The sequence below is a fragment of the Micromonospora hortensis genome, from assembly GCF_022230935.1.
In the GTDB taxonomy this organism is placed as follows: domain Bacteria; phylum Actinomycetota; class Actinomycetes; order Mycobacteriales; family Micromonosporaceae; genus Micromonospora; species Micromonospora hortensis.
On sequence record NZ_JAKKFE010000050.1, the window covers coordinates 1 to 17,370 of the forward strand.

The following is a 17,370-nucleotide window of genomic DNA, read 5'->3' on the forward strand; positions in this document are numbered from 1 at the left end:
CACGGCTTCGCGCCACGGCGGTTCGGCGGCGCGGCTTGGCGGCGCGGCTTGGCGGCGCGCAAGCCGGCGGGACAAGCGGGCAGCTCACGATGATCGACGAAATTTAGTTGGCTCATCGATCAGGGCGACTCCAAGTTGTCGTACACCAGTTCTATTCTGCTTTTATGGTGGAGGCGTTGGCGCAGGTGGATGGGGCAGTTGACGACTGCGCCGAGACCGCGCTCTGGGCGCTCTCCGATGACGATTTGCTTGCTTCTCTCGACGCGACTCACGTGTTGGCGCAGCGGTTGGCCGCCGTTCAGCTCGGTCTGGTCCGCGAGTTGGACGGTCGCGGGCTGGCGGTCACCCAGGGCGCCTCGTCCACCGCCGTCTGGCTTCGGGAGCGGCTCCGGCTCTCCGGTCGCAGCGCGCGCCAACTGGTCCAGCTCGCCGCCGTCATCGACGCCGCCCCGCCAGCGGTGCGCGACGCGCTGCTCGGCGGTGCCATCACCGTCGAGCAGGGTCGGGTGGTGGCCGAGACGATCGCCGCCCTCCCGGTCGAGGCCGGTCCCGAGGTGGCGGACAAGGCCACCCAACTACTGGTCACCTGGGCCGACCGTTTCGATCCGACAAGCCTGAGCCGGCTCGGCGAGCGCGTCCTCGCGCACGTCGCCCCGGAATTGGCCGACCAGGCTGAGTTGAAGGCACTGGAGCGGGCCACCGAGCGAGCCGAGGCCCGCCGGCACGTCACGCTCTCCGAGCAACGGAACGGCCAGGTACGCCTCAGCGGCAACCTCGACACCGAAACCGCGAGCCTGCTACGCGAGGCGATCGACCCGCTCTGCGCCACAGCCGGTGAGCAGGATGACCGCAGTCCTGGTCAGCGCCGCGCCGACGCGTTGGGCGAGATCTGCCGACTGGCGTTACGTACCGGTCAGCTGCCCGACAACGGCGGTGACCGTCCTCAGCTGGTGGTGAGCGTTTCGCTGGAGGAACTAGTCAACGGCGTACGCGCCGGAACACTGGAGACCGGCACGCGCCTCACCCCCGGTGCGGTCCGCCGCCTGGCCTGTGATGCGGGCGTGCTGCCGGTCGTGCTGGGCGGCAACAGTCAGGTCCTGGACGTCGGCCGGCAGCGCCGGCTATTCACCGGCCCGTTGCGGCGCGCGCTGGTCCTGCGGGACGGCGGTTGTGCCTTCCCTGGTTGTGATCGGCCGCCGAGATGGTGCGACGGTCACCACATCCGACATTGGGCCGACGGCGGGGTGACGGCGCTGGGCAATGCGCTGCTGCTCTGTGGCTACCATCACCGGTTCATCCACCGCGGCGACTGGACGGTCCGTCTCGCGGCGGACGGTCGACCTGAATTCCTCCCGCCCAGCTGGCTGGACCCACAGCGCACCCCGCGTCGCAACCTCTACCACCTGCGCTGCTGATTCCGGCAACCACGCCGGCGCCGCCCGCGCCCACATCTTGCGACGGCCGTTACCGCAGTCGCCACCGTCACCGCGCCTTGCCGCCGCGACCGCCTTGCCACCGCCACCGCGGTCGCCACCGCCACGGCCGCACCACCGCCGCCCCAGCACCGCGCCTTGCCACCGCCGCCTTGCCACCGCCAGGGCCTCACCACCGCCGCCTCAGCACCGCGCCTTGCCACCGCCGCCTTGCCACCGTCACGGCCTCACCACCGCCACCTCAGCACCGCGCCTTGCCTGCCACCGCCTTGCCACCGCCAGGGCCTCACCACCGCCACCTCAGCACCGCGCCTTGCCTGCCACCGCGGTCGCCACCGCCACGGCCTCAACACCGCCGCCTCACCACCGCGCCTTGCCACCGCCGCCTTGCCACCGCCACGGCCTCACCACCGCCACCTCAGCACCGCGCCTTGCCACCGCCACTGCGGTCGCCACCGTCATCGCGATCGCGATCGCGACCCCGAACCCGACCTCGACCTCGACCTCGACCTCGACCTCGACCTCGACCTCGACCTCGACCTCGACAAGCCTGCTGTCCCTGCCGCCTCAGCCGTGTCTTCCGGTGATCGACTCGGCTTCCTGAAAACCGGGTTGTCGCACCGGCCCAGACACCGCGACTTCCTGAAAGTCGAGTGGATCACCGGCGTCGCGACGGTCGCGGCGTGAGACAGCAGGGCACGGCGGGGGGCGCGATCGCCCAGCGACACCCGACCGGCAACACGCCGTCTCGGACGGGTGGTCACGTCGGTAATTCGCTGGATACGTCGGGTTGGGGAGCGTAGGGTTGCAGCCCGCTTGACGGCCGAGGTGAGCTGCACCGGAACGGACGTCTTCGCGCCGGGCGGGCGGCCATCCGCCCCCGGACACGCGAGCGCGCAGCAGATGTGAACGATGGGACGTCAGCATGCCCGCACTGGACCTCGACACCCAGCTCGACACCGACACCGACACCGACACCGACACCCAGCTCGACACCGACACCCAGCTCGACGCGGACCTGGCCGCCGAACGCGAACACCTCACCACCTCGCGGGCCGCGCTGGGTCGGATGCGGGAGCGGGCCGAGTCTCTCTTCGCCACCGGTGACCAGGTGGCCGGCGATGCGTACGCGGCCGAGACGCTCGGCCGCACCCTGGCCCGCCGGGTCGCCGAGCTGGCTGACGACCCGACAACTCCGCTCTTCTTCGGCCGCCTCGACTTCGCCGGCGCCACAAACAACAGCAGCACCACGGACAACGGCACCACCAACGGCAGCGCCACGGACAACGGCAGCGCCACCGACAACAGCACCACCACGGACAACGGCAGCGCCACCACCAACGGCAGTGCCACGGACAACAGCACCACCAACAGCGGGAGCACCAACCGCAGGCCCACCAACAGCGGCACCGGCAGGCCCGCCAACGACCCGACCGACCCCGACACCAGCGGTGATCATCACGGTCGGCGGTATCACGTGGGGCGGCGGCATGTCACCGATGAGCGTGGTGAGCCGTTGGTGCTGGACTGGCGGGCCCCTGTCTCCCGTTCGTTCTACCGCGCCAGCGTGCGGGATCCGCAGGGGGTCGCGGTTCGGCGGCGGTTCGGGTTCAGCAACGGCGTTCTGACCAGCTTCGAGGATGAGCGGCTGGATCGGGGCGAAGAACTCGGTACGACCAGTCGGATCCTCACCGCCGAGATCGAGCGGCCACGCGTCGGGCCGATGCGGGACATCGTCGCCACGATCCAGCCGGAGCAGGACGAACTGGTTCGGGCTGACCTCGCCGACTCGATCTGTGTGCAGGGCGCGCCGGGTACGGGGAAGACGGCTGTGGGTCTGCACCGGGCCGCGTACCTGCTCTACCTGCATCGGGAGCGGTTGCGGCGGGCGGGCGTGCTGATCGTCGGGCCGAACCGGGCGTTCCTGTCGTACATCGCGGCGGTGCTGCCGGCGCTCGGTGAGGTCGAGGTCGAGCAGGCAACGGTGGAGGAGTTGATCTCCCGGGTGGCGGTTCGGGCGGTCGAGGCGCCGGCGGTGGCCGCGCTCAAACACGACGTACGGATGGCGAACGTGCTGCGGCGCGCGGTGCAGGGGCAGATCGGTGCCCCGACCGAGTCGATCACCGTGTCGGACGGCTCGTTCCGCTGGCGGATCGGGGTGGAGCCGTTGCACCGGATCGTCGAGGAGACCCGCCGGGAGGGGCTGCCGTACGGCACGGGTCGGGAACGTGTCCAGGCGCGGGTGGTGAGCCTGCTGCAACGGCAGGCCGAGGCACGGCGTGCGGAGTCGCCAAGCGATGCCTGGCTGCGCCGGATGAGCCGCTGCCGGCCGGTACTCGATTTCCTGGACGCGGTCTGGCCGGCGCTCACCCCGGAAGGGCTGGTGCACGGCCTGTTCTCCGACCCGGACCGGCTCGCCGCCGCGGCGGACGGCCTGCTCAGCGACGCCGAGCAGACCCAACTCCGCTTGACGAAGCCGGCCCGCACGCCGAAGGCGACCCGGTGGACCGCTGCCGACGCGGTGCTGATCGACGAGGCGACCGGGCTGCTGGAACGGCTCTCCGGGTTCGGGCACGTGGTGGTGGACGAAGCGCAGGACCTCTCCCCGATGCAGTGTCGGGCCATCGCTCGGCGCAGCGAGCACGGCTCGGTCACGCTCCTCGGTGACCTCGCCCAGGGCACCGCGCCGTGGGCGGCGACGGACTGGAGGGAATCCCTCGCCCATCTGGGCAAGCCGGACGCGGTGGTGGTCCCGTTGACAGTCGGTTTCCGGGTGCCCGCCGCGGTCGTCGCATTCGCGAACCTGCTGCTCCCGGCGCTCGCGGTTGACGTACCGCCGGCCGAGTCGCTGCGCCACGACGGCGGCCTGGACGTGCGTACGGTGACCGACCTGACGTCGGCAACGGTGGCCGAGGTGCGCGCGGCGCTCGCACACGACGGCTCGGTCGGTGTGATCGCCGCCGACGACGCGGTCGACGGCCTGCGCGCGGCGCTGGCCGAGGCCGGTGTCGAGACCGCGACCGCCGACGACGTGGCGGCCGCCGAGCGGGTCACGGTGGTGCCGGCGACGTTGGTGAAGGGCCTGGAGTACGACCATGTGGTGGTGGTCGAGCCGGCCGCGATCGTCGCGGCCGAGCCGCGCGGGCTGCACCGGTTGTACGTGGTGCTCACCCGGGCGGTGTCCCGGCTGGCGGTGCTGCACGTTGCGCCGCTGCCCGCACCGCTCGTCGGCGGGTCAGCCGGCTGACAGGGCGGCCGCGACCTCCCGCAGCGGGCGGCCGGAGTCGGCCAGCGGCACGTGGAACGACAGCCACGACCCATCGGCGAAGTCGATCCGCAGTCGCTTCCAGTTCAGCCGGTACCTGCCGAACCGGGCGGTGACAGCCGTGCGCGGAACGGACCCGAGCAGTTCGATGTCGGCTTGGGCCCGTTCGTCCGCCGCCGAGTTGGAGAGCAGCCCGACGGGTGCTGTCGCGCCGAGCAGCAGCCGCTGGTCGGTGGCCCCCAGCACGAGGGTTCGCAGGCCGGAGCCCTTCGTCGCCACGTTCACCGCATGGTGCAGCACGGACGCCTGGGAATCTGGCTCGCCTCGACCTCCGACACCGAAGAAGAGCCAGTCGACGGCGTTGTCCGCCCGACCGAAGGTGATGTTCGGTGACAGCACGTTGAGCAGGACACCCAGGAAGCCCGGCCCACCCGTGGCGGGTGGCGTCGACGGCTGCGGGGGCGGCGCCGGGGTCAGCCCGCTGCCCTCTCGCACCTGGGCCACCGCGCGCACCTGCTCCCCGGCCGCCAGCAGTCGGGTGATCCCCTCGACGTACCGTGCCTGACTCTCGTCGACCGTCATCAGCGCCCCTCGTGGTCGGCGGATCGGCGCGGACCGGCGCCTGGGTCGCCGATGACCTCGCCGACCAACTCCCGGACCAGGGCCGCTGCGGCCTCCTGCGCCCGGTTCGCGGCTGCGGTGAACTCCTCGGCCAGGCTGTAGGAGTCCAGACGCATCGCCCGCGCGTTCAACTCCGTAGAAACGATCTTGCCGTCGGCCGCGGCGGTGACTCGCACCAGGCCGGAGTCGCTGACGCCCTCGGCGCTGGTCTGCTCCAGCTCCGCCATCCGGTCGGCGAGTTGCCGCTGCCATCCGTCCAGGTTGCGAGCCAGCGCCTCGATGCGGTCCAGGGCGGGGAAGGTCATGGCTGCCTCTCAGTTCACGATGGAGTCGAAGACATTCTGCACACCCACTGTGTACGGGCCCAGGTCCTCGCTGTACGTGCCGTCCACCAGGTAGTTGCGGTCCTTCTGCCCGTCGGAGATGTCGTGCAGGCCCACGCCGGTGTCCAGCAGAGCGCCGCCGAAACCGGGGATGTTGACCGGCGAGACCTGGTTGATGACGAACTTGCCCGGAAAGAGGGTCTTGAACTTCTCGACCTGGAAGGCACGCCCCTCGGGCGTCCAGCCGCCCTTGCTGAGCAGCTTGTACTGCTTCTTCCGCTGCTTGAGCTCCATGACTGTGTCGGCGTACTTGCGGAGCTGCCCGGCGACCTTGCCCAGCCGGGCGGCGAGGCGGGTGAGCACCTCGGCGAACCGGGCGACGATCTTGACCATCCGACCCACTGTGGTGGCCAGCCGGGCCAGCACCCGGACCACTGTGGCGGCCAACGAGACGCCGGCGCTCAGCGCCGCGGCCACCGCCGCGATGATCACCTCGGTGAGGAACCAGAGCAGGAACTCGAGGATCAGCTCGACCAGCAGGTTGAACGCGTCCACCGCCGCGTTCGCCGCCTCGACCAGCACGTCCTTGGTGCCGTCGAGCCCCTGGGCCAGCTCCTCGATCGCCGCCTCCACCGACTCCATCGAGGCATGGAAGCCCTCGGCGGCGTCGCCCGTCCAGGCGCCGCGCAACCGGGCCCGGTCGGCGATCTGGTCACCGGCGATCTCCCGTACCGCCGCGCCGGTGTCCAGGCAGAGCTGTGCGGCCCGCATCAGGTCGTCCGGTTCGCCAGCGACCAGCTCCAGGAGCTGCTCGAACGGCCAGAGCACCGCGTTGGAGAGCGGCTTGAAGGGTTCGGGAGTGCCCGAGACGATCTGCTCGAAGTAGGTCTTGTTGCGCTGCAACGCCTCGGTGCTCACGCCGGCACCGAACCGTTCGGAGCGCCGGTGCCACCCGACCAGGGGCCGGGCGCGATGACGTCGGGAGCGGGTGGCCGGCCGGGCACGAACAGGTCGGTGTTGGCCGCGTCGGTGCCGGTGTAGGCGGCGGCGGTGTCGGTGAGCCCCTCGGCGATGTCCGCCATCATCTCGGCGCCGTCGGCAAGCCCTTGCAGGCAGGCCTCGAACTGCTCGGCGTACGTCGCCGCGAGGTTGAACGACGCCGGCATCACCCCGAAGGCGTGCCGGGGCACGTGCCCGTCGCCGAAGGCGCGGTGCAGCTCGCGGAAACGGGCCGCCCGATCCTTGGACCCGGCGGCGAACGCCGTCAGAGCCTCCGGCTGGACCTCCAGCTCATTGCTCGGGCTTGACACGGACCCTCCCCTATGGCCTGTGCGGCGAATCAGTCGCCACGACTGACCACCATAGGCATTGCTCGCCGTAATCGGGGGTCCCATCGGTGATGACGGGGTCACCCGTCTCGACTTTGTGTCTTAAAGTAGTTTGCGTGAACCCCGACGATGATTCACCACCCACTGACGCGGCGGCGGCGCTCCGGCTGATCCAGGACCAACGGTCGGCGACGGCACGCCGGCTCGATCCCGACGCCCGCCTGCTCTACTGGCCGTGGGGTGTCGCCTGGCTGATCGGCTTCGGGCTGTTCTTCCTCCGGTTCACCCCTGGTGACCGGGCTCTGGTTCCACTGCCCAGCTGGCTGCCGCTGACCGTCCTCTTCGTACTACTGCTGGCCGCTGCCGCAGTGCAGGCGACGGCCAGGGAGCGGGCCTACGACCAGGTGAGCGGCGACTCCGCCCAGCGTGGCCGCTGGTACGGGTACGCCTGGGGCCTGGGTTCGCTGGGCGTCTACGCCGGGCTCGGCCGGATCAGCGGGCACCTGCCGCACGATCTGGCGGCGCTGCTCTGGTCGACCACCTCGGTCGGGCTGATCGGCGCGCTGCAGATGGCGGGCGGGGCGATCTGGCTGGACCGGGACCTGTTCCGCCTCGGCGTCTGGATCAGCGTGATCAACCTGCTCGGCGCGTTCGCCGGACCGGGCTGGCACGCGCTGGTCATGGCGGTGGCGGGCAGTGGCGGAATCCTGGTGGCCGGCGCGCTCGCCCGGCGGCGACAGCGACAGCTGCCGTGACCGAGCTGGATCCGGTCATCCACGCGCAGGCCCGGCTGCGGGTGGTCGCCAGCCTCTCCGCCCTCGGCGAGGGCGACAGGATCGCGTTCCCCCGGCTACAGGAGCTGCTCGCGATGACCGCCGGCAACCTCTCTGTGCACCTGCGCAAACTCGAGGACGCCGGCTACGTGGAGATCAACAAGACCCATCGTGGACGCACCCCGGCGACCCTGGTCCGGCTCAGCCGGCGAGGCCGGCTGGCGTTCGAGGAGTACACCGAAGCGATACGCGCCCTGCTCGACCCCGCCCCGTCGAAGGAGCAGCCATGACCCTCGCCCGCGCCGACCAGGCCAGCCGCCGGTACGGCGACGTTCTCGCCCTCGACCGTGTCGACCTGGAAGTCCGGGCCGGTGAGCTGGTCGGCCTGCTCGGGCCGAACGGCGCCGGCAAGAGCACCCTGATGAACCTGCTGGTGGGTCTGCGCCGCCCCAGCTCCGGGCGGGTCGAACTGTTCGGTGGCGACCCCCGCGACCCGGCGAGCCGGCGGCAGATCGGGGTCACCCCGCAGGAGACCGGCCTGCCCGGCACGCTGCGCGTCGGCGAGGTCGTCGATTTCGTCTCCGCGCACTACCCCGACCCGGTGCCCCGGGCCGAACTGCTCGACCGCTTCGGTCTCGCCGACCTGGGCCGGCGGCAGACCGGTGGGCTCTCCGGCGGGCAACGGCGCCGGTTGGCGGTGGCGTTGGCGTTCGTCGGCCGGCCCCGGCTGGTGCTGCTCGACGAGCCGACCACGGGCCTGGACGTGGCCGCCCGGCACACCCTGTGGGAGGCGGTTCGGGCATTCCACGACGACGGGGGCACAGTGCTGTTGAGCAGCCACTACCTGGAGGAAGTGGAGGCGCTCGCCCACCGGGTGGTGGTCATCGGGCAGGGCCGGGTGCTCGCCGACGACACAGTGGACGCGGTGCGCGGCATCGTGGGCGTACGCCGGGTCAGTCTGATCGCCGACAACCTGCCCGACCTGCCCGGGGTGGTTCGCACCGAACGGGTCGACGGTCGGCTGCACCTGCTCACCACCGACGCCGACGAGCTGGTCCGAGCGCTGGTCACGACCCAGACCCCGTTCACCGACCTGGAGGTACGGCCGACCTCGCTGGAGGAGGCGTTCCTCGCCATCACCAGCGGAGAGGCGACCAGCGGCGACGTGCCCGCCGGCACCGGCCGACCCACCACCGCCGGTGCCGGCGGCCGACCCACCACCGCCGCTGCCGGCGGCCGACCCACCACAGTCTGAGGAGGCGACAGTGCAGCTAGCCCTGGTCCACGCCCGCTACCAACTCCTGGAGATCATCCGGATCCCGGTGGCCGTCTTCGGCAGCGCCTTCTTTCCGGCCGCCGCCATGATCTTCTTCGTGGTGCCGTTCGCCGGTGACGATCCGGTCGGCGCCACCTACGCCACCGCGTCGATGGTCACCTTCTCGGTGATGAGCGCCAACATCTTCCAGTACGGCGTCGGTGTCGCCGAGGACCGCGACCAGCCCTGGAACCCGTACACCCGGACCCTGCCGGCGGGGCCGGCCCCGCGGTTCGCCGGCCGGGTGCTGGCCGGCCTGGCGCTGACCTACCTCTCGCTGATCCCGGTCGTGGTGATCGGCGCGACGCTGACCGCGGCCCAGGTCACCCCGGCGGCGTTCCTGCTGGCCCTCGGCACCGTGGCCGTCATCTCGGTGCCGTTCACGCTGATGGGGCTCGCCATCGGCTACTCGCTGCCGAGCAAGGCGGCGATCGTGGTGGCACAGGTGCTCTTCCTGCCGCTGGCCTTCGGCGGCGGCCTGCTCTCCGCGCCGGGCGACGCGCCCGGGTTCATCGAGACGATCGCGCCGTACCTGCCCACCCGGGGCGCTGCCGAACTGATGTGGGCGGCGGCGACCGACTACGACGTGGAGCCGCTGGCAGTGATCATGCTCGGTGTCTGGGTGGTGCTGCTCGCCGCGCTCGCCGGCTGGGCGTACCGGCGGGACGAGGGTCGCCGGTTCAGCTGACGATTCGTCCGTTTCCGCCCCGGGCCGCGGCGGGACGGTGCCAGGATTCCGGCAGGGGGCCGCCGTGGCCGCCCGGGCCGAGAGGGGTCTTGACGTGAGCACCGTCCCGCCGGGTACGCCCTGCTGGGCCGACCTGGCCACCCCGGACCTGACCGACGCGCGGCGTTTCTACCCGGAGCTGTTCGGGTGGACCGGCCAGGTCACCCCGGAGCCCGAGGCGGGCGGCTACACGGTCTTCCTGCTCGACGGTAAGCCGGTGGCCGGCGCCGGCCCGCCCGCGATACCGGACCAGATTCCGATCTGGTCGACGTACCTCGCCACCGACGACGCCGAACTGGTCGCCGGCCGGGTCGAACGGGCCGGCGGGCAGGTCGTCGTGCCCCCGTTCGAGGTCTTCGACAGGGGCTGGATGGCGGTCTTCGCCGACCCGGCCGGCGCCACGTTCAGCGTCTGGCAGCCGCTGGCCATGGCCGGTGCCGAGGTGTTCAACGTGCCGGGCGCGATGAGCTGGAACGAGCTGGTCACCCCCGATCCCGAAGGCGCGAAGGTCTTCTACGAGCTGGTGTTCGGCTGGCAGCCCGACGACCAGGCGGTGGGCGCGATGACGTACACCGGGTGGCGGCTCGGGACGCAGATCGTCGCCGGGATGATGCCGCCGCTGGCCGACGACTTCCCGGCCGACCTGCCCGCGTACTGGACTGTGTACTTCGCGGTGGCCGACGCGGACGCCGCCGCGGCCCGCGCCGCCGAGCTGGGCGGAACGATCCTGGTCCCGCCCCGCGACATCCCGGCGGGCCGCTTCGCCGCCCTGCGCGACCCCCAGGGCGCCCTCTTCTCCGTCATCGACCTGGGCCCCTGACCCAGCGCCTGCGTGCTCAGGGGCGGGTGGGGCGGACGGGGACCACCAGCGGGCCGTGGGCGCCGGGGACCACCCGGACGCTGGCCCGGTAGTGGGTGGCGAGCAGCTCCTCGGTCAGCACCTCGGACGGAGTCCCGGCGGCCACCACCTGACCGGCGGCGAGCATCACCATCCGGTCGGCGTACTCACCGGCCAGGGAGAGGTCGTGCATCGTGGCCAGGACGGTCAGGCCGTGCTCGCGGCGTAGCTGGTCGACGACTTCGAGCACGTCCTGCTGGTGGCCGATGTCGAGCGCGCTGGTCGGCTCGTCGAGCAGCAGCAGCGTCGCGCCCTGGGCGAGCGCGCGGGCGAGGAACACCCGCTGCCGTTCGCCGCCGGAGAGGGTGGCCAGTTCGCGATGGTGGAAGCCGGCGAGGTCCAACCGCCCCAGCACCTCGTGCACGGCGTCGACGTCGGCTGTCGACTCCCGGCCCAAGGTCGGGATGTACGGGGTGCGGCCGAGCAGCACGTAGTCCAGCACCGACATGCCGGGCGGCACCACCGGGGACTGCGCCACAGTGGCCACTATCCGGGCGCGGTCCCGACGGCGCAGCGCGGCACTCGGCGTACCGAAGAGAGTGATCGCCTTCGGCGCGGGCAGCAGGCCACCGACGGCGCGCAACAGGGTGGATTTGCCGGCGCCGTTCGGGCCGATCACCGTGACCCACTCGCCGACGGCGACGGTGAGGTCGACGCCGGTCAGGATCGGCGTGCCACCGAGGGCGACGTGCAGCCCGCGCACCTCGACGGCAGGCGCACCGGCGGCGGGCTCGCGGCTGGCGGGTTCGCGGCTCACGTGAGCACTCGCCGGGCGGTCCGCAGCACGAGGACGAAGAACGGGCCGCCCAGCAGGGCCGTCACCACTCCGATCGGCAGCTCGGACGGAGCGGCGACGGTGCGGGCCACCACGTCGGTCAGCGCCAGGAACGCGCCGCCGAACAGCAGTGACATCGGCAGGATCACCCGGTAGCTGGACCCGGCGAGCAGGCGGACGGTGTGCGGCACGATGATGCCGACGAAGCCGATCAGGCCGGTCGCGGAGACCGCCGCCGCGGTGCCCAGCGAGGCGGCGGCGATCAACAGGTATCGGGTGCGCTGCGGGTGCAGGCCCAGACTCCTCGCCTCGTCGTCGCCGACCGCGAGGACGTCCAGCTCACGGCGGTGCAGCAGCACCACCACAGTGGTCAGCGCGGCGTACGGCAGCACCAGCAGCACGTCGTGCCATCCGGCGGTGGCCAGCCGGCCGAGCAACCAGGAGTAGACCGGCTGGATGCTGTCGGCGTGTCGTTGCAGGAGGTACGTCTGCCCGGCGGAGAGGAACGCGGAGACCGCCACCCCGGCCAGGATCAGCATGGCCGGTGACCCGCGTCGCCCACCGGCCGCGCCGAGCACGTAGGTCATCGTGACGGCGAGCAGCGAACCGGCGAACGCGGCCAGCGGAATGGTCATCGGCAGACCGGAGAGCGTGCCCTGCCGGCCGGCGCCGCCGAGGGCGATCGCCGCGGTGACCGCGAGGCCGGCGCCGGCGGCCACACCGAGCAGGTACGGGTCGGCCAGCGGGTTGCGGAACACGCCCTGGTAGCAACCACCGGCGAGGGCGAGCAGACCGCCGACGAGCAGGCCCAGCACCACCCGGGGCAGGCGCAGCTCGGTGACGATCGCGATCTCACGCTCGGTCAGCCCGCTGTCGAGGTGCACCCCGGGAAACAGGTTGAGCAACTCGGCGGCGACGCTGCCCGGGGGCAGGCTCACCGGGCCGAGCGACACCCCGACGACGAGCGCGACGAGCACCGCGACCAACCCCGCGACCAGCCACCGCATGCGCAACCCGGCCGGCCGGGCTCCGGACGGCAACCCGGCCGGCCGGGCCACGGAACGTGGCTCGGCCGGCGGGGACGACGGCGGCGGCGGCTCGGCTGGCCGACCGGTTGGTGCCGGATCGGACACCTGTCGCGGCCCGGTCACCGACGGACGACGGTCACGCGGGCACCTTGGCGACCGCGTCGATGATGACCCGGAGCAGGTCCACGACTCGTGGGCCCCAGCGGGAGGCGACGTCATCGTCGAGGGCGACCACCTGGTTGTTCTTCACCGCGGTGAGGCCCGCCCAGCCACTGCGCGCCTTGACCGTGTCGGCGCTCTGCTGGCAGCACTTGGCGTCGGCCAGGAAGACGAAGTCCGGGTCGGCCTTGACGATGAACTCCTGGGACAGCTGCGGGTAGCCGAAGTTCTTACCGTCCGCGTCGGCCGGGTCGGCGATGTTGGTCAGGCCGGCCTGGCTGTAGAGCGAGCCGATGAAGGTCTTGCTGGTTGCGCTGTACAGCTCCGGGCCCAGCTCGTGGAAGTAGGTGAGCTTCTCGGCGCGCTGAGGCAGGTCCTTGACCAGCTTGGCGATGTCGTCCTTCATCCGGGTGGCGACGTCGGTGGCCTGGTCGGCGTGCCCGGTCAGCGTGCCCAGCTCGGTGATCTGCCGGTACGAGTCGTCGAGCGTGACCGCCGCCGGGGTCTGGTACACCGGAATCTTCAGCTTGCCGAGCTGTTCGACGATCTTGTTGCGGTCGTCGGAGAGCACCACCAGATCAGGGTTCTTACCGGCGATCGCCTCGGCGTTCGGCTGGAAGGCGGAGAGGTCGGTCTTCGGCACGTCGGCCGGGTAGTTCGACTGGTCGTCGACGGCTGTCACCTGCGGGCCGGCGCCGATCGCGAAGAGCATCTCGGTGGCGGTGGGCGACAGCACGACGATCTTCTCGGGGCGCTTGTCGAGGGTGAGCGCGCCGACGGTGACCGGGTAGGCGGCGGCCGCTGTGCCGGCGCTCGGCTGGTCGTCGGCCTTCTCGGCGCAGGCGCCAAGGGCGAGCGCGGTGACCGCGAGGGTCGCCGCGAAGAGCCGAGGGGTACGTCTGAACATGGGGGCCTCCTGTCGGTCGAGGAGTGTGGTGCTTCGCCGACAGGGACTTCCGTACGCCCGCCCACGAGGCGCCCTTCCTCGAGAGCGCGTTTCGCGACCGGTCCGCAGGCGACCTGGCTCGTCCCCACCGACCGGTGGGGCATCACAGTTGCGGGACAGCGCCGGGATGAGCACCGGCTTCGCTGCGGACTGGTCGCTAAGACGGTAGCGCACCGCCAGGACGTGCCGGATCGATCAAGGATTGATCGATCCGGCACGATCGGTGACCCGTCACGCACCGAGGGATTCGTCCCGGATTCAGAGGCTCGGGAACGGGTGGTGGGGCCCCGCCGGGGCGGGACGGGGCCCCACCCGATCAGGAGGACGTGATGGTGACGTTGTCCACAGCCGCCTCCACCAGGCTGGCTCCGGAAGCGTCCGCCGCCTCGACGAGCACGCGGACCGACTGGCCGGCGTACGGGGTGAGGTTGAGGTTGGCGACCGCCCAGCTCCCGTTACGGTTGCTGGCCGCGCCGGCCTGGGTGAGCAGCGCTGTGGTGCCGCCGTTGTGCACCACGCTCACCCGCAGGTAGTCCGCCGACGAGGCGTTCGAGCCGTGCGCCAGGTACCAGGCGAGCGAGAGGGTCAGCGTGCCGGACGACGGCAGGGTCACCGCCGGTGACCGGGCGCTGGTCACGCCGCCGTCGAGGTCGTAGTCACCGGCCGCCGAGCCGGCGAGCCGGCCGGTGACCAGGTCGTTGGACCCGGCGTACGGGGTGAGCTGCTTGGCCCCGGAGGACGTGGTCGCCTGGGCGGCGCCCCGCTCGAACGCGCCGACGGTGGCGGTGTCGGTGCCGCCCGGGTTGATGGTCCAGCCGGTGGCGGTCTCGAAGGTGTCCGACCAGACAGTGGTGCCGCCACCCCCGCCGCAGTACTGCGCCTGCTTGCCAATGGCCCGGTACGGGCAGTCGGCGTACTCGCTGAGGATCAGCACCGCCTCCCGGTTGCGCGAGGTCTGCGCCGGGATCACCTCGTCGGGCGGGTAGAAGCCGCCGCCACCGGACGAGCCCGGGTACATCTCGAACGTGTACGCCCAGATGTTGTGGGTGGCCCACATCCAGTCGATGCTGTCGCCGTCGGTGATGTAGAGGTCGCTGGACTGTTCCGGGGTGTAGCCGTTGGTGGCCGCCATCTGCTGACCGATGGTGGCGAAGGTGCTGTACTGGTCGGCGTTCATCCCGGTCGCGGTGTTCGCTGTGGTGTAGCCGTACGGCCAGAGCACCAACTGCGAGTACGTGTGGAAGTCGATGTTGGCCTTGATCTGCTGCACCCCGCCGACGACCCGGCCGTTGACGAAGGTGCGCAGCGCCTGCGTCTCCGGCGCGGAGAACGCCGACGGCCCCCGGTAGGTCTCCGACGAGGTGGTGCCGGACGAGCCGCCGCAGCATCCCCAGTTGTAGGACCAGTTGCGGTTGAGGTCGGTGCCGACGTTGGACGAGCCGCTGTTGGGCTGCCGGTTCTTGCGCCAGGACCGGTACGACCCGGTGGCGATGTCGTACTCGCTGCCGTCGGGGTTGACAGTCGGCACGATCCAGAGTTCCCGGCCGTTGACGATGTTGGTGATCCGGGAGTCGCTGCCGTAGTTGTCGGTGAAGAGGTTGAGCAGGTAGATCGCCATCTCGACGGTCAGGTGCTCACGGGCGTGCTGCTGGGAGTTGAACAGGATCTCCGGCTCGTTCTCGTCGGTGCCGACGTTGTCGGAAATCTTCACCGCCATCAGGTCGCGGCCCTCGTACGACGAACCGATGCTGATCTTGCGGGCGATCGCCGGGTGGTCGGCGACTACCTGGTTCACGACGGCGGTCAGTTCCGCGTAGTCGTGGTAGTTCGAGTCGGCCGGCGGGAAGGCCAGCGCGCCGAACTCGCCGGCGCCGCGCTCGGCGTTGGGTGGCGGGGCGAGCGGTTCAAGCCGGAAGCCGAGCTTGCCGATCGCGGCGGCCTCGCTCGCGGTGGCCGAGATGTGCAGCACGCCGTGTTCGGAGTAGTCGATGGCGGCTCCGGTGCGGGCCACCGCGTTGCGGTCGTCGAGGGTCCGGGGCCCGAGCACCCGGTAGCCGGCGGCGGCCTGCTCAGCGGTGCGGTCCGGTGCCGGTCGGGCGCCGACCGGGCCGGCGGCGACTGTGACGATGCCCAGCCCGGTGACGACAGCGAGCACCAGGACACGGCGGAGGGGGATGGGCGTGCGGAGGGCCATGGACTACCTCCTCGATGGGCGGGAGATCCCGCTCGGTGAAGGACACTTCACCACCTGTCACATGGTCATATCAACATTGATCGCTGCGTTGACCATCCCAAGCGGATCATCATGGCGGCAATGATTTTCCACCTATCAACATCTGGCGAAACTTCCCTCCAAGCGGAAGACTGACCAGCGACGATGCCCCCACGACACCGCGGAGCACCAATGGCCAGATCCCGCCTGCGCGCGGCCGCCCTCGCCGGCGTCACCACGCTCACCCTGCTCACCAGCGCCGCGCCCGCGCTGGCGGCCCACCCGCCCGCCCCCGCCCACGACGAGCAGATCACCTACCAGGACTGGTCCGGGCCTGCCGACTGGCACCGGGGCAGCCGGGCCGGCACCCGCGTCGTGCCCGGCGCCCGAGCGGGCGTCACACTGGCCCGCCCGGCCGGCACCATCGAGTACGCGGACCCGCACACCGGCGCCACCCAAACCTGGGAGTACGGCACCTGGACCTCGCCGGTGACCCCTGTCGGGTTCGACGCCACCGAGCTGATCGCCTCCTGGAACGCGGAGACCCCCGCCGGCACCTGGATCCAGGTGGAGATGCAGGGCAGCTACACCAGCGGCGACCAGACCCCGTGGTACGTCCTGGGTCGCTGGGCGTCCGGCGACACCGACATCTTGCGGACCAGCGTCAACCGGCAGGGCGACCCCTGGTCGACGATCTGGACCGACACCTTCAGCATCGACGACGCCACCGCCGGCGTGCTGCTGCGGTCCTACCAGCTCAAACTGACCCTCTACCGCACACCCGGGCAGAGCGCCGCCCCGGTGGTCCGGATGTTGGGCGCGATGAGTTCCACGGTGCCGGACCGGTTCACAGTGCCGCCGAGCGCAGGGCACATCGCCTGGGGCCGGGAGCTGCCGGTGCCGCGCTACTCGCAGAACGTGCACTCCGGGCACTACCCCGAGTACGACGGCGGCGGCGAGGCGTGGTGCTCACCCACCTCGACGGAGATGGTGGTCGAGTACTGGGGACGCCAACCGTCGGCGGCCGACACCTCCTGGGTGGACCCGACCTACCCCGACCCGACTGTCAACCACGCCGCGCGGATGACCTACGACTACGCGTACGACGGGGCGGGCAACTGGCCGTTCAACACCGCGTACGCGGCGAGCTTCCCCGGGCTGGAGGGCCGGGTGACCCGGCTGCACTCGCTGGACGAGCTGGAGCGTTTCATCGCCGCCGGCATTCCCGTCGTGACCAGCCAGTCCTTCCTCGCCAGTGAGCTGGACGGGGCGAACTACGGCACCTCCGGGCACCTCTTCGTGGTGGTCGGCTTCACCGCCGACGGCGACGTGATCGTCAACGACCCGGCCTCGTCCAGCAACGACGTGGTGCGCAACGTCTACAAGCGTGCGCAGTTCGAGCAGATCTGGCTGCGTACCAAGCGCACCAACGCCAGCGGTGGCGTCTCCGGTGGCTCCGGCGGCATCGCGTACCTGATCAAGCCGACGTCAAAGCCCTGGCCCAAGGTCCCCGGCTCCACCAACTGGTAGGCCCCTCCCCCGCACGTGTTGATCAAGAGGTTTGCGT

At 71.2% G+C, this 17,370-nt stretch carries 17 protein-coding genes; 9 read left to right on the forward strand and 8 right to left on the reverse strand.

The genetic code is table 11. The annotated features are described in order from the left end of the window. Nucleotides 1-164 precede the first annotated feature (164 nt). From NIE111_RS27115 to NIE111_RS27125, 3 genes are all read left to right on the forward strand, one after another. Nucleotides 165-1,415: an HNH endonuclease signature motif containing protein gene (locus tag NIE111_RS27115; protein ID WP_238687140.1), complete on the forward strand. Its 1,251-nt coding sequence runs from the start codon at nucleotides 165-167 to the stop codon at nucleotides 1,413-1,415. A 405-nt stretch (nucleotides 1,416-1,820) separates the two neighbouring features. After that, the gene (locus NIE111_RS27120; RefSeq protein WP_238687141.1) at nucleotides 1,821-2,120 is read left to right on the forward strand and encodes a hypothetical protein; all 300 of its coding nucleotides are present in this window, start codon (nucleotides 1,821-1,823) and stop codon (nucleotides 2,118-2,120) included. 238 nt (nucleotides 2,121-2,358) lie between these two features. Continuing rightward, nucleotides 2,359-4,680: a HelD family protein gene (locus tag NIE111_RS27125; RefSeq protein ID WP_238687142.1), complete on the forward strand. Its 2,322-nt coding sequence runs from the start codon at nucleotides 2,359-2,361 to the stop codon at nucleotides 4,678-4,680. On the opposite strand, the gene NIE111_RS27130 is transcribed toward NIE111_RS27125, so the two are convergent. Genes NIE111_RS27130 through NIE111_RS27145 form a run of 4 tightly spaced genes read right to left on the reverse strand, consistent with a single transcriptional unit; the run spans nucleotide 4,669 to nucleotide 6,952 of the window. After that, the gene (locus NIE111_RS27130) at nucleotides 4,669-5,280 is read right to left on the reverse strand and encodes a hypothetical protein (protein ID WP_238687143.1); all 612 of its coding nucleotides are present in this window, start codon (nucleotides 5,278-5,280) and stop codon (nucleotides 4,669-4,671) included. The two genes, NIE111_RS27125 and NIE111_RS27130, sit on opposite strands and share 12 nt — an antisense overlap. Continuing rightward, nucleotides 5,280-5,624 (reverse strand): YbaB/EbfC family nucleoid-associated protein, encoded by a 345-nt coding sequence (locus NIE111_RS27135; protein ID WP_112638726.1) that lies wholly within the window; start codon nucleotides 5,622-5,624, stop codon nucleotides 5,280-5,282. Before NIE111_RS27135 ends, NIE111_RS27130 begins: the two co-directional genes overlap by 1 nt. A gap of 9 nt (nucleotides 5,625-5,633) precedes the next feature. Further along, nucleotides 5,634-6,560 carry a WXG100 family type VII secretion target gene (locus tag NIE111_RS27140; protein WP_238687144.1) on the reverse strand — a complete coding sequence of 309 codons (927 nt, stop codon included), beginning with the start codon at nucleotides 6,558-6,560 and terminating at the stop codon, nucleotides 5,634-5,636. Then, entirely contained in the window at nucleotides 6,557-6,952 is a 396-nt protein-coding gene (locus tag NIE111_RS27145; protein ID WP_238687145.1) for a type VII secretion target, read from the reverse strand. Before NIE111_RS27145 ends, NIE111_RS27140 begins: the two co-directional genes overlap by 4 nt. A 134-nt stretch (nucleotides 6,953-7,086) precedes the next feature. Here NIE111_RS27145 and NIE111_RS27150 point away from each other — a divergent pair, with 134 nt between their 5' ends. The 5 genes from NIE111_RS27150 (at nucleotide 7,087) to NIE111_RS27170 (ending at nucleotide 10,605) form a co-directional block, all read left to right on the forward strand. Then, nucleotides 7,087-7,725 carry a transporter gene (locus NIE111_RS27150; RefSeq protein WP_238687146.1) on the forward strand — a complete coding sequence of 213 codons (639 nt, stop codon included), beginning with the start codon at nucleotides 7,087-7,089 and terminating at the stop codon, nucleotides 7,723-7,725. Beyond that, the gene (locus NIE111_RS27155) at nucleotides 7,722-8,033 is read left to right on the forward strand and encodes a transcriptional regulator (protein WP_238687147.1); all 312 of its coding nucleotides are present in this window, start codon (nucleotides 7,722-7,724) and stop codon (nucleotides 8,031-8,033) included. The genes NIE111_RS27150 and NIE111_RS27155 overlap by 4 nt, the downstream gene beginning before the upstream one ends. Then, nucleotides 8,030-8,998, forward strand: coding sequence for an ABC transporter ATP-binding protein (locus tag NIE111_RS27160; protein ID WP_238687148.1), 969 nt, complete (start codon nucleotides 8,030-8,032; stop codon nucleotides 8,996-8,998). Before NIE111_RS27155 ends, NIE111_RS27160 begins: the two co-directional genes overlap by 4 nt. A gap of 10 nt (nucleotides 8,999-9,008) precedes the next feature. Continuing rightward, entirely contained in the window at nucleotides 9,009-9,746 is a 738-nt protein-coding gene (locus NIE111_RS27165; RefSeq protein WP_238687149.1) for an ABC transporter permease, read from the forward strand. A 94-nt stretch (nucleotides 9,747-9,840) separates the two neighbouring features. Beyond that, nucleotides 9,841-10,605, forward strand: coding sequence for a VOC family protein (locus tag NIE111_RS27170; RefSeq protein WP_091395664.1), 765 nt, complete (start codon nucleotides 9,841-9,843; stop codon nucleotides 10,603-10,605). A gap of 16 nt (nucleotides 10,606-10,621) precedes the next feature. Here the strand turns inward: NIE111_RS27170 and NIE111_RS27175 are convergent, their stop codons facing one another. From NIE111_RS27175 to NIE111_RS27190, 4 genes are all read right to left on the reverse strand, one after another. Next, on the reverse strand, nucleotides 10,622-11,440 hold the full coding sequence (locus NIE111_RS27175; protein WP_238687150.1) for an ABC transporter ATP-binding protein: 819 nt from the start codon (nucleotides 11,438-11,440) through the stop codon (nucleotides 10,622-10,624). After that, on the reverse strand, nucleotides 11,437-12,465 hold the full coding sequence (locus tag NIE111_RS27180) for a FecCD family ABC transporter permease (RefSeq protein ID WP_238687154.1): 1,029 nt from the start codon (nucleotides 12,463-12,465) through the stop codon (nucleotides 11,437-11,439). The genes NIE111_RS27175 and NIE111_RS27180 overlap by 4 nt, the downstream gene beginning before the upstream one ends. Nucleotides 12,466-12,622: 157 nt before the next feature. Beyond that, nucleotides 12,623-13,552 (reverse strand): ABC transporter substrate-binding protein, encoded by a 930-nt coding sequence (locus NIE111_RS27185; protein WP_238687151.1) that lies wholly within the window; start codon nucleotides 13,550-13,552, stop codon nucleotides 12,623-12,625. A 355-nt stretch (nucleotides 13,553-13,907) separates the two neighbouring features. Next, nucleotides 13,908-15,785, reverse strand: a complete 1,878-nt coding sequence (locus NIE111_RS27190; protein WP_238687152.1) for a M14 family metallopeptidase — start codon at nucleotides 15,783-15,785, stop codon at nucleotides 13,908-13,910. 210 nt (nucleotides 15,786-15,995) lie between these two features. Between NIE111_RS27190 and NIE111_RS27195 the strand changes: the two genes are divergently transcribed. Continuing rightward, on the forward strand, nucleotides 15,996-17,333 hold the full coding sequence (locus tag NIE111_RS27195; RefSeq protein ID WP_238687153.1) for a C39 family peptidase: 1,338 nt from the start codon (nucleotides 15,996-15,998) through the stop codon (nucleotides 17,331-17,333). The last annotated feature ends 37 nt before the right edge of the window (nucleotides 17,334-17,370 follow it).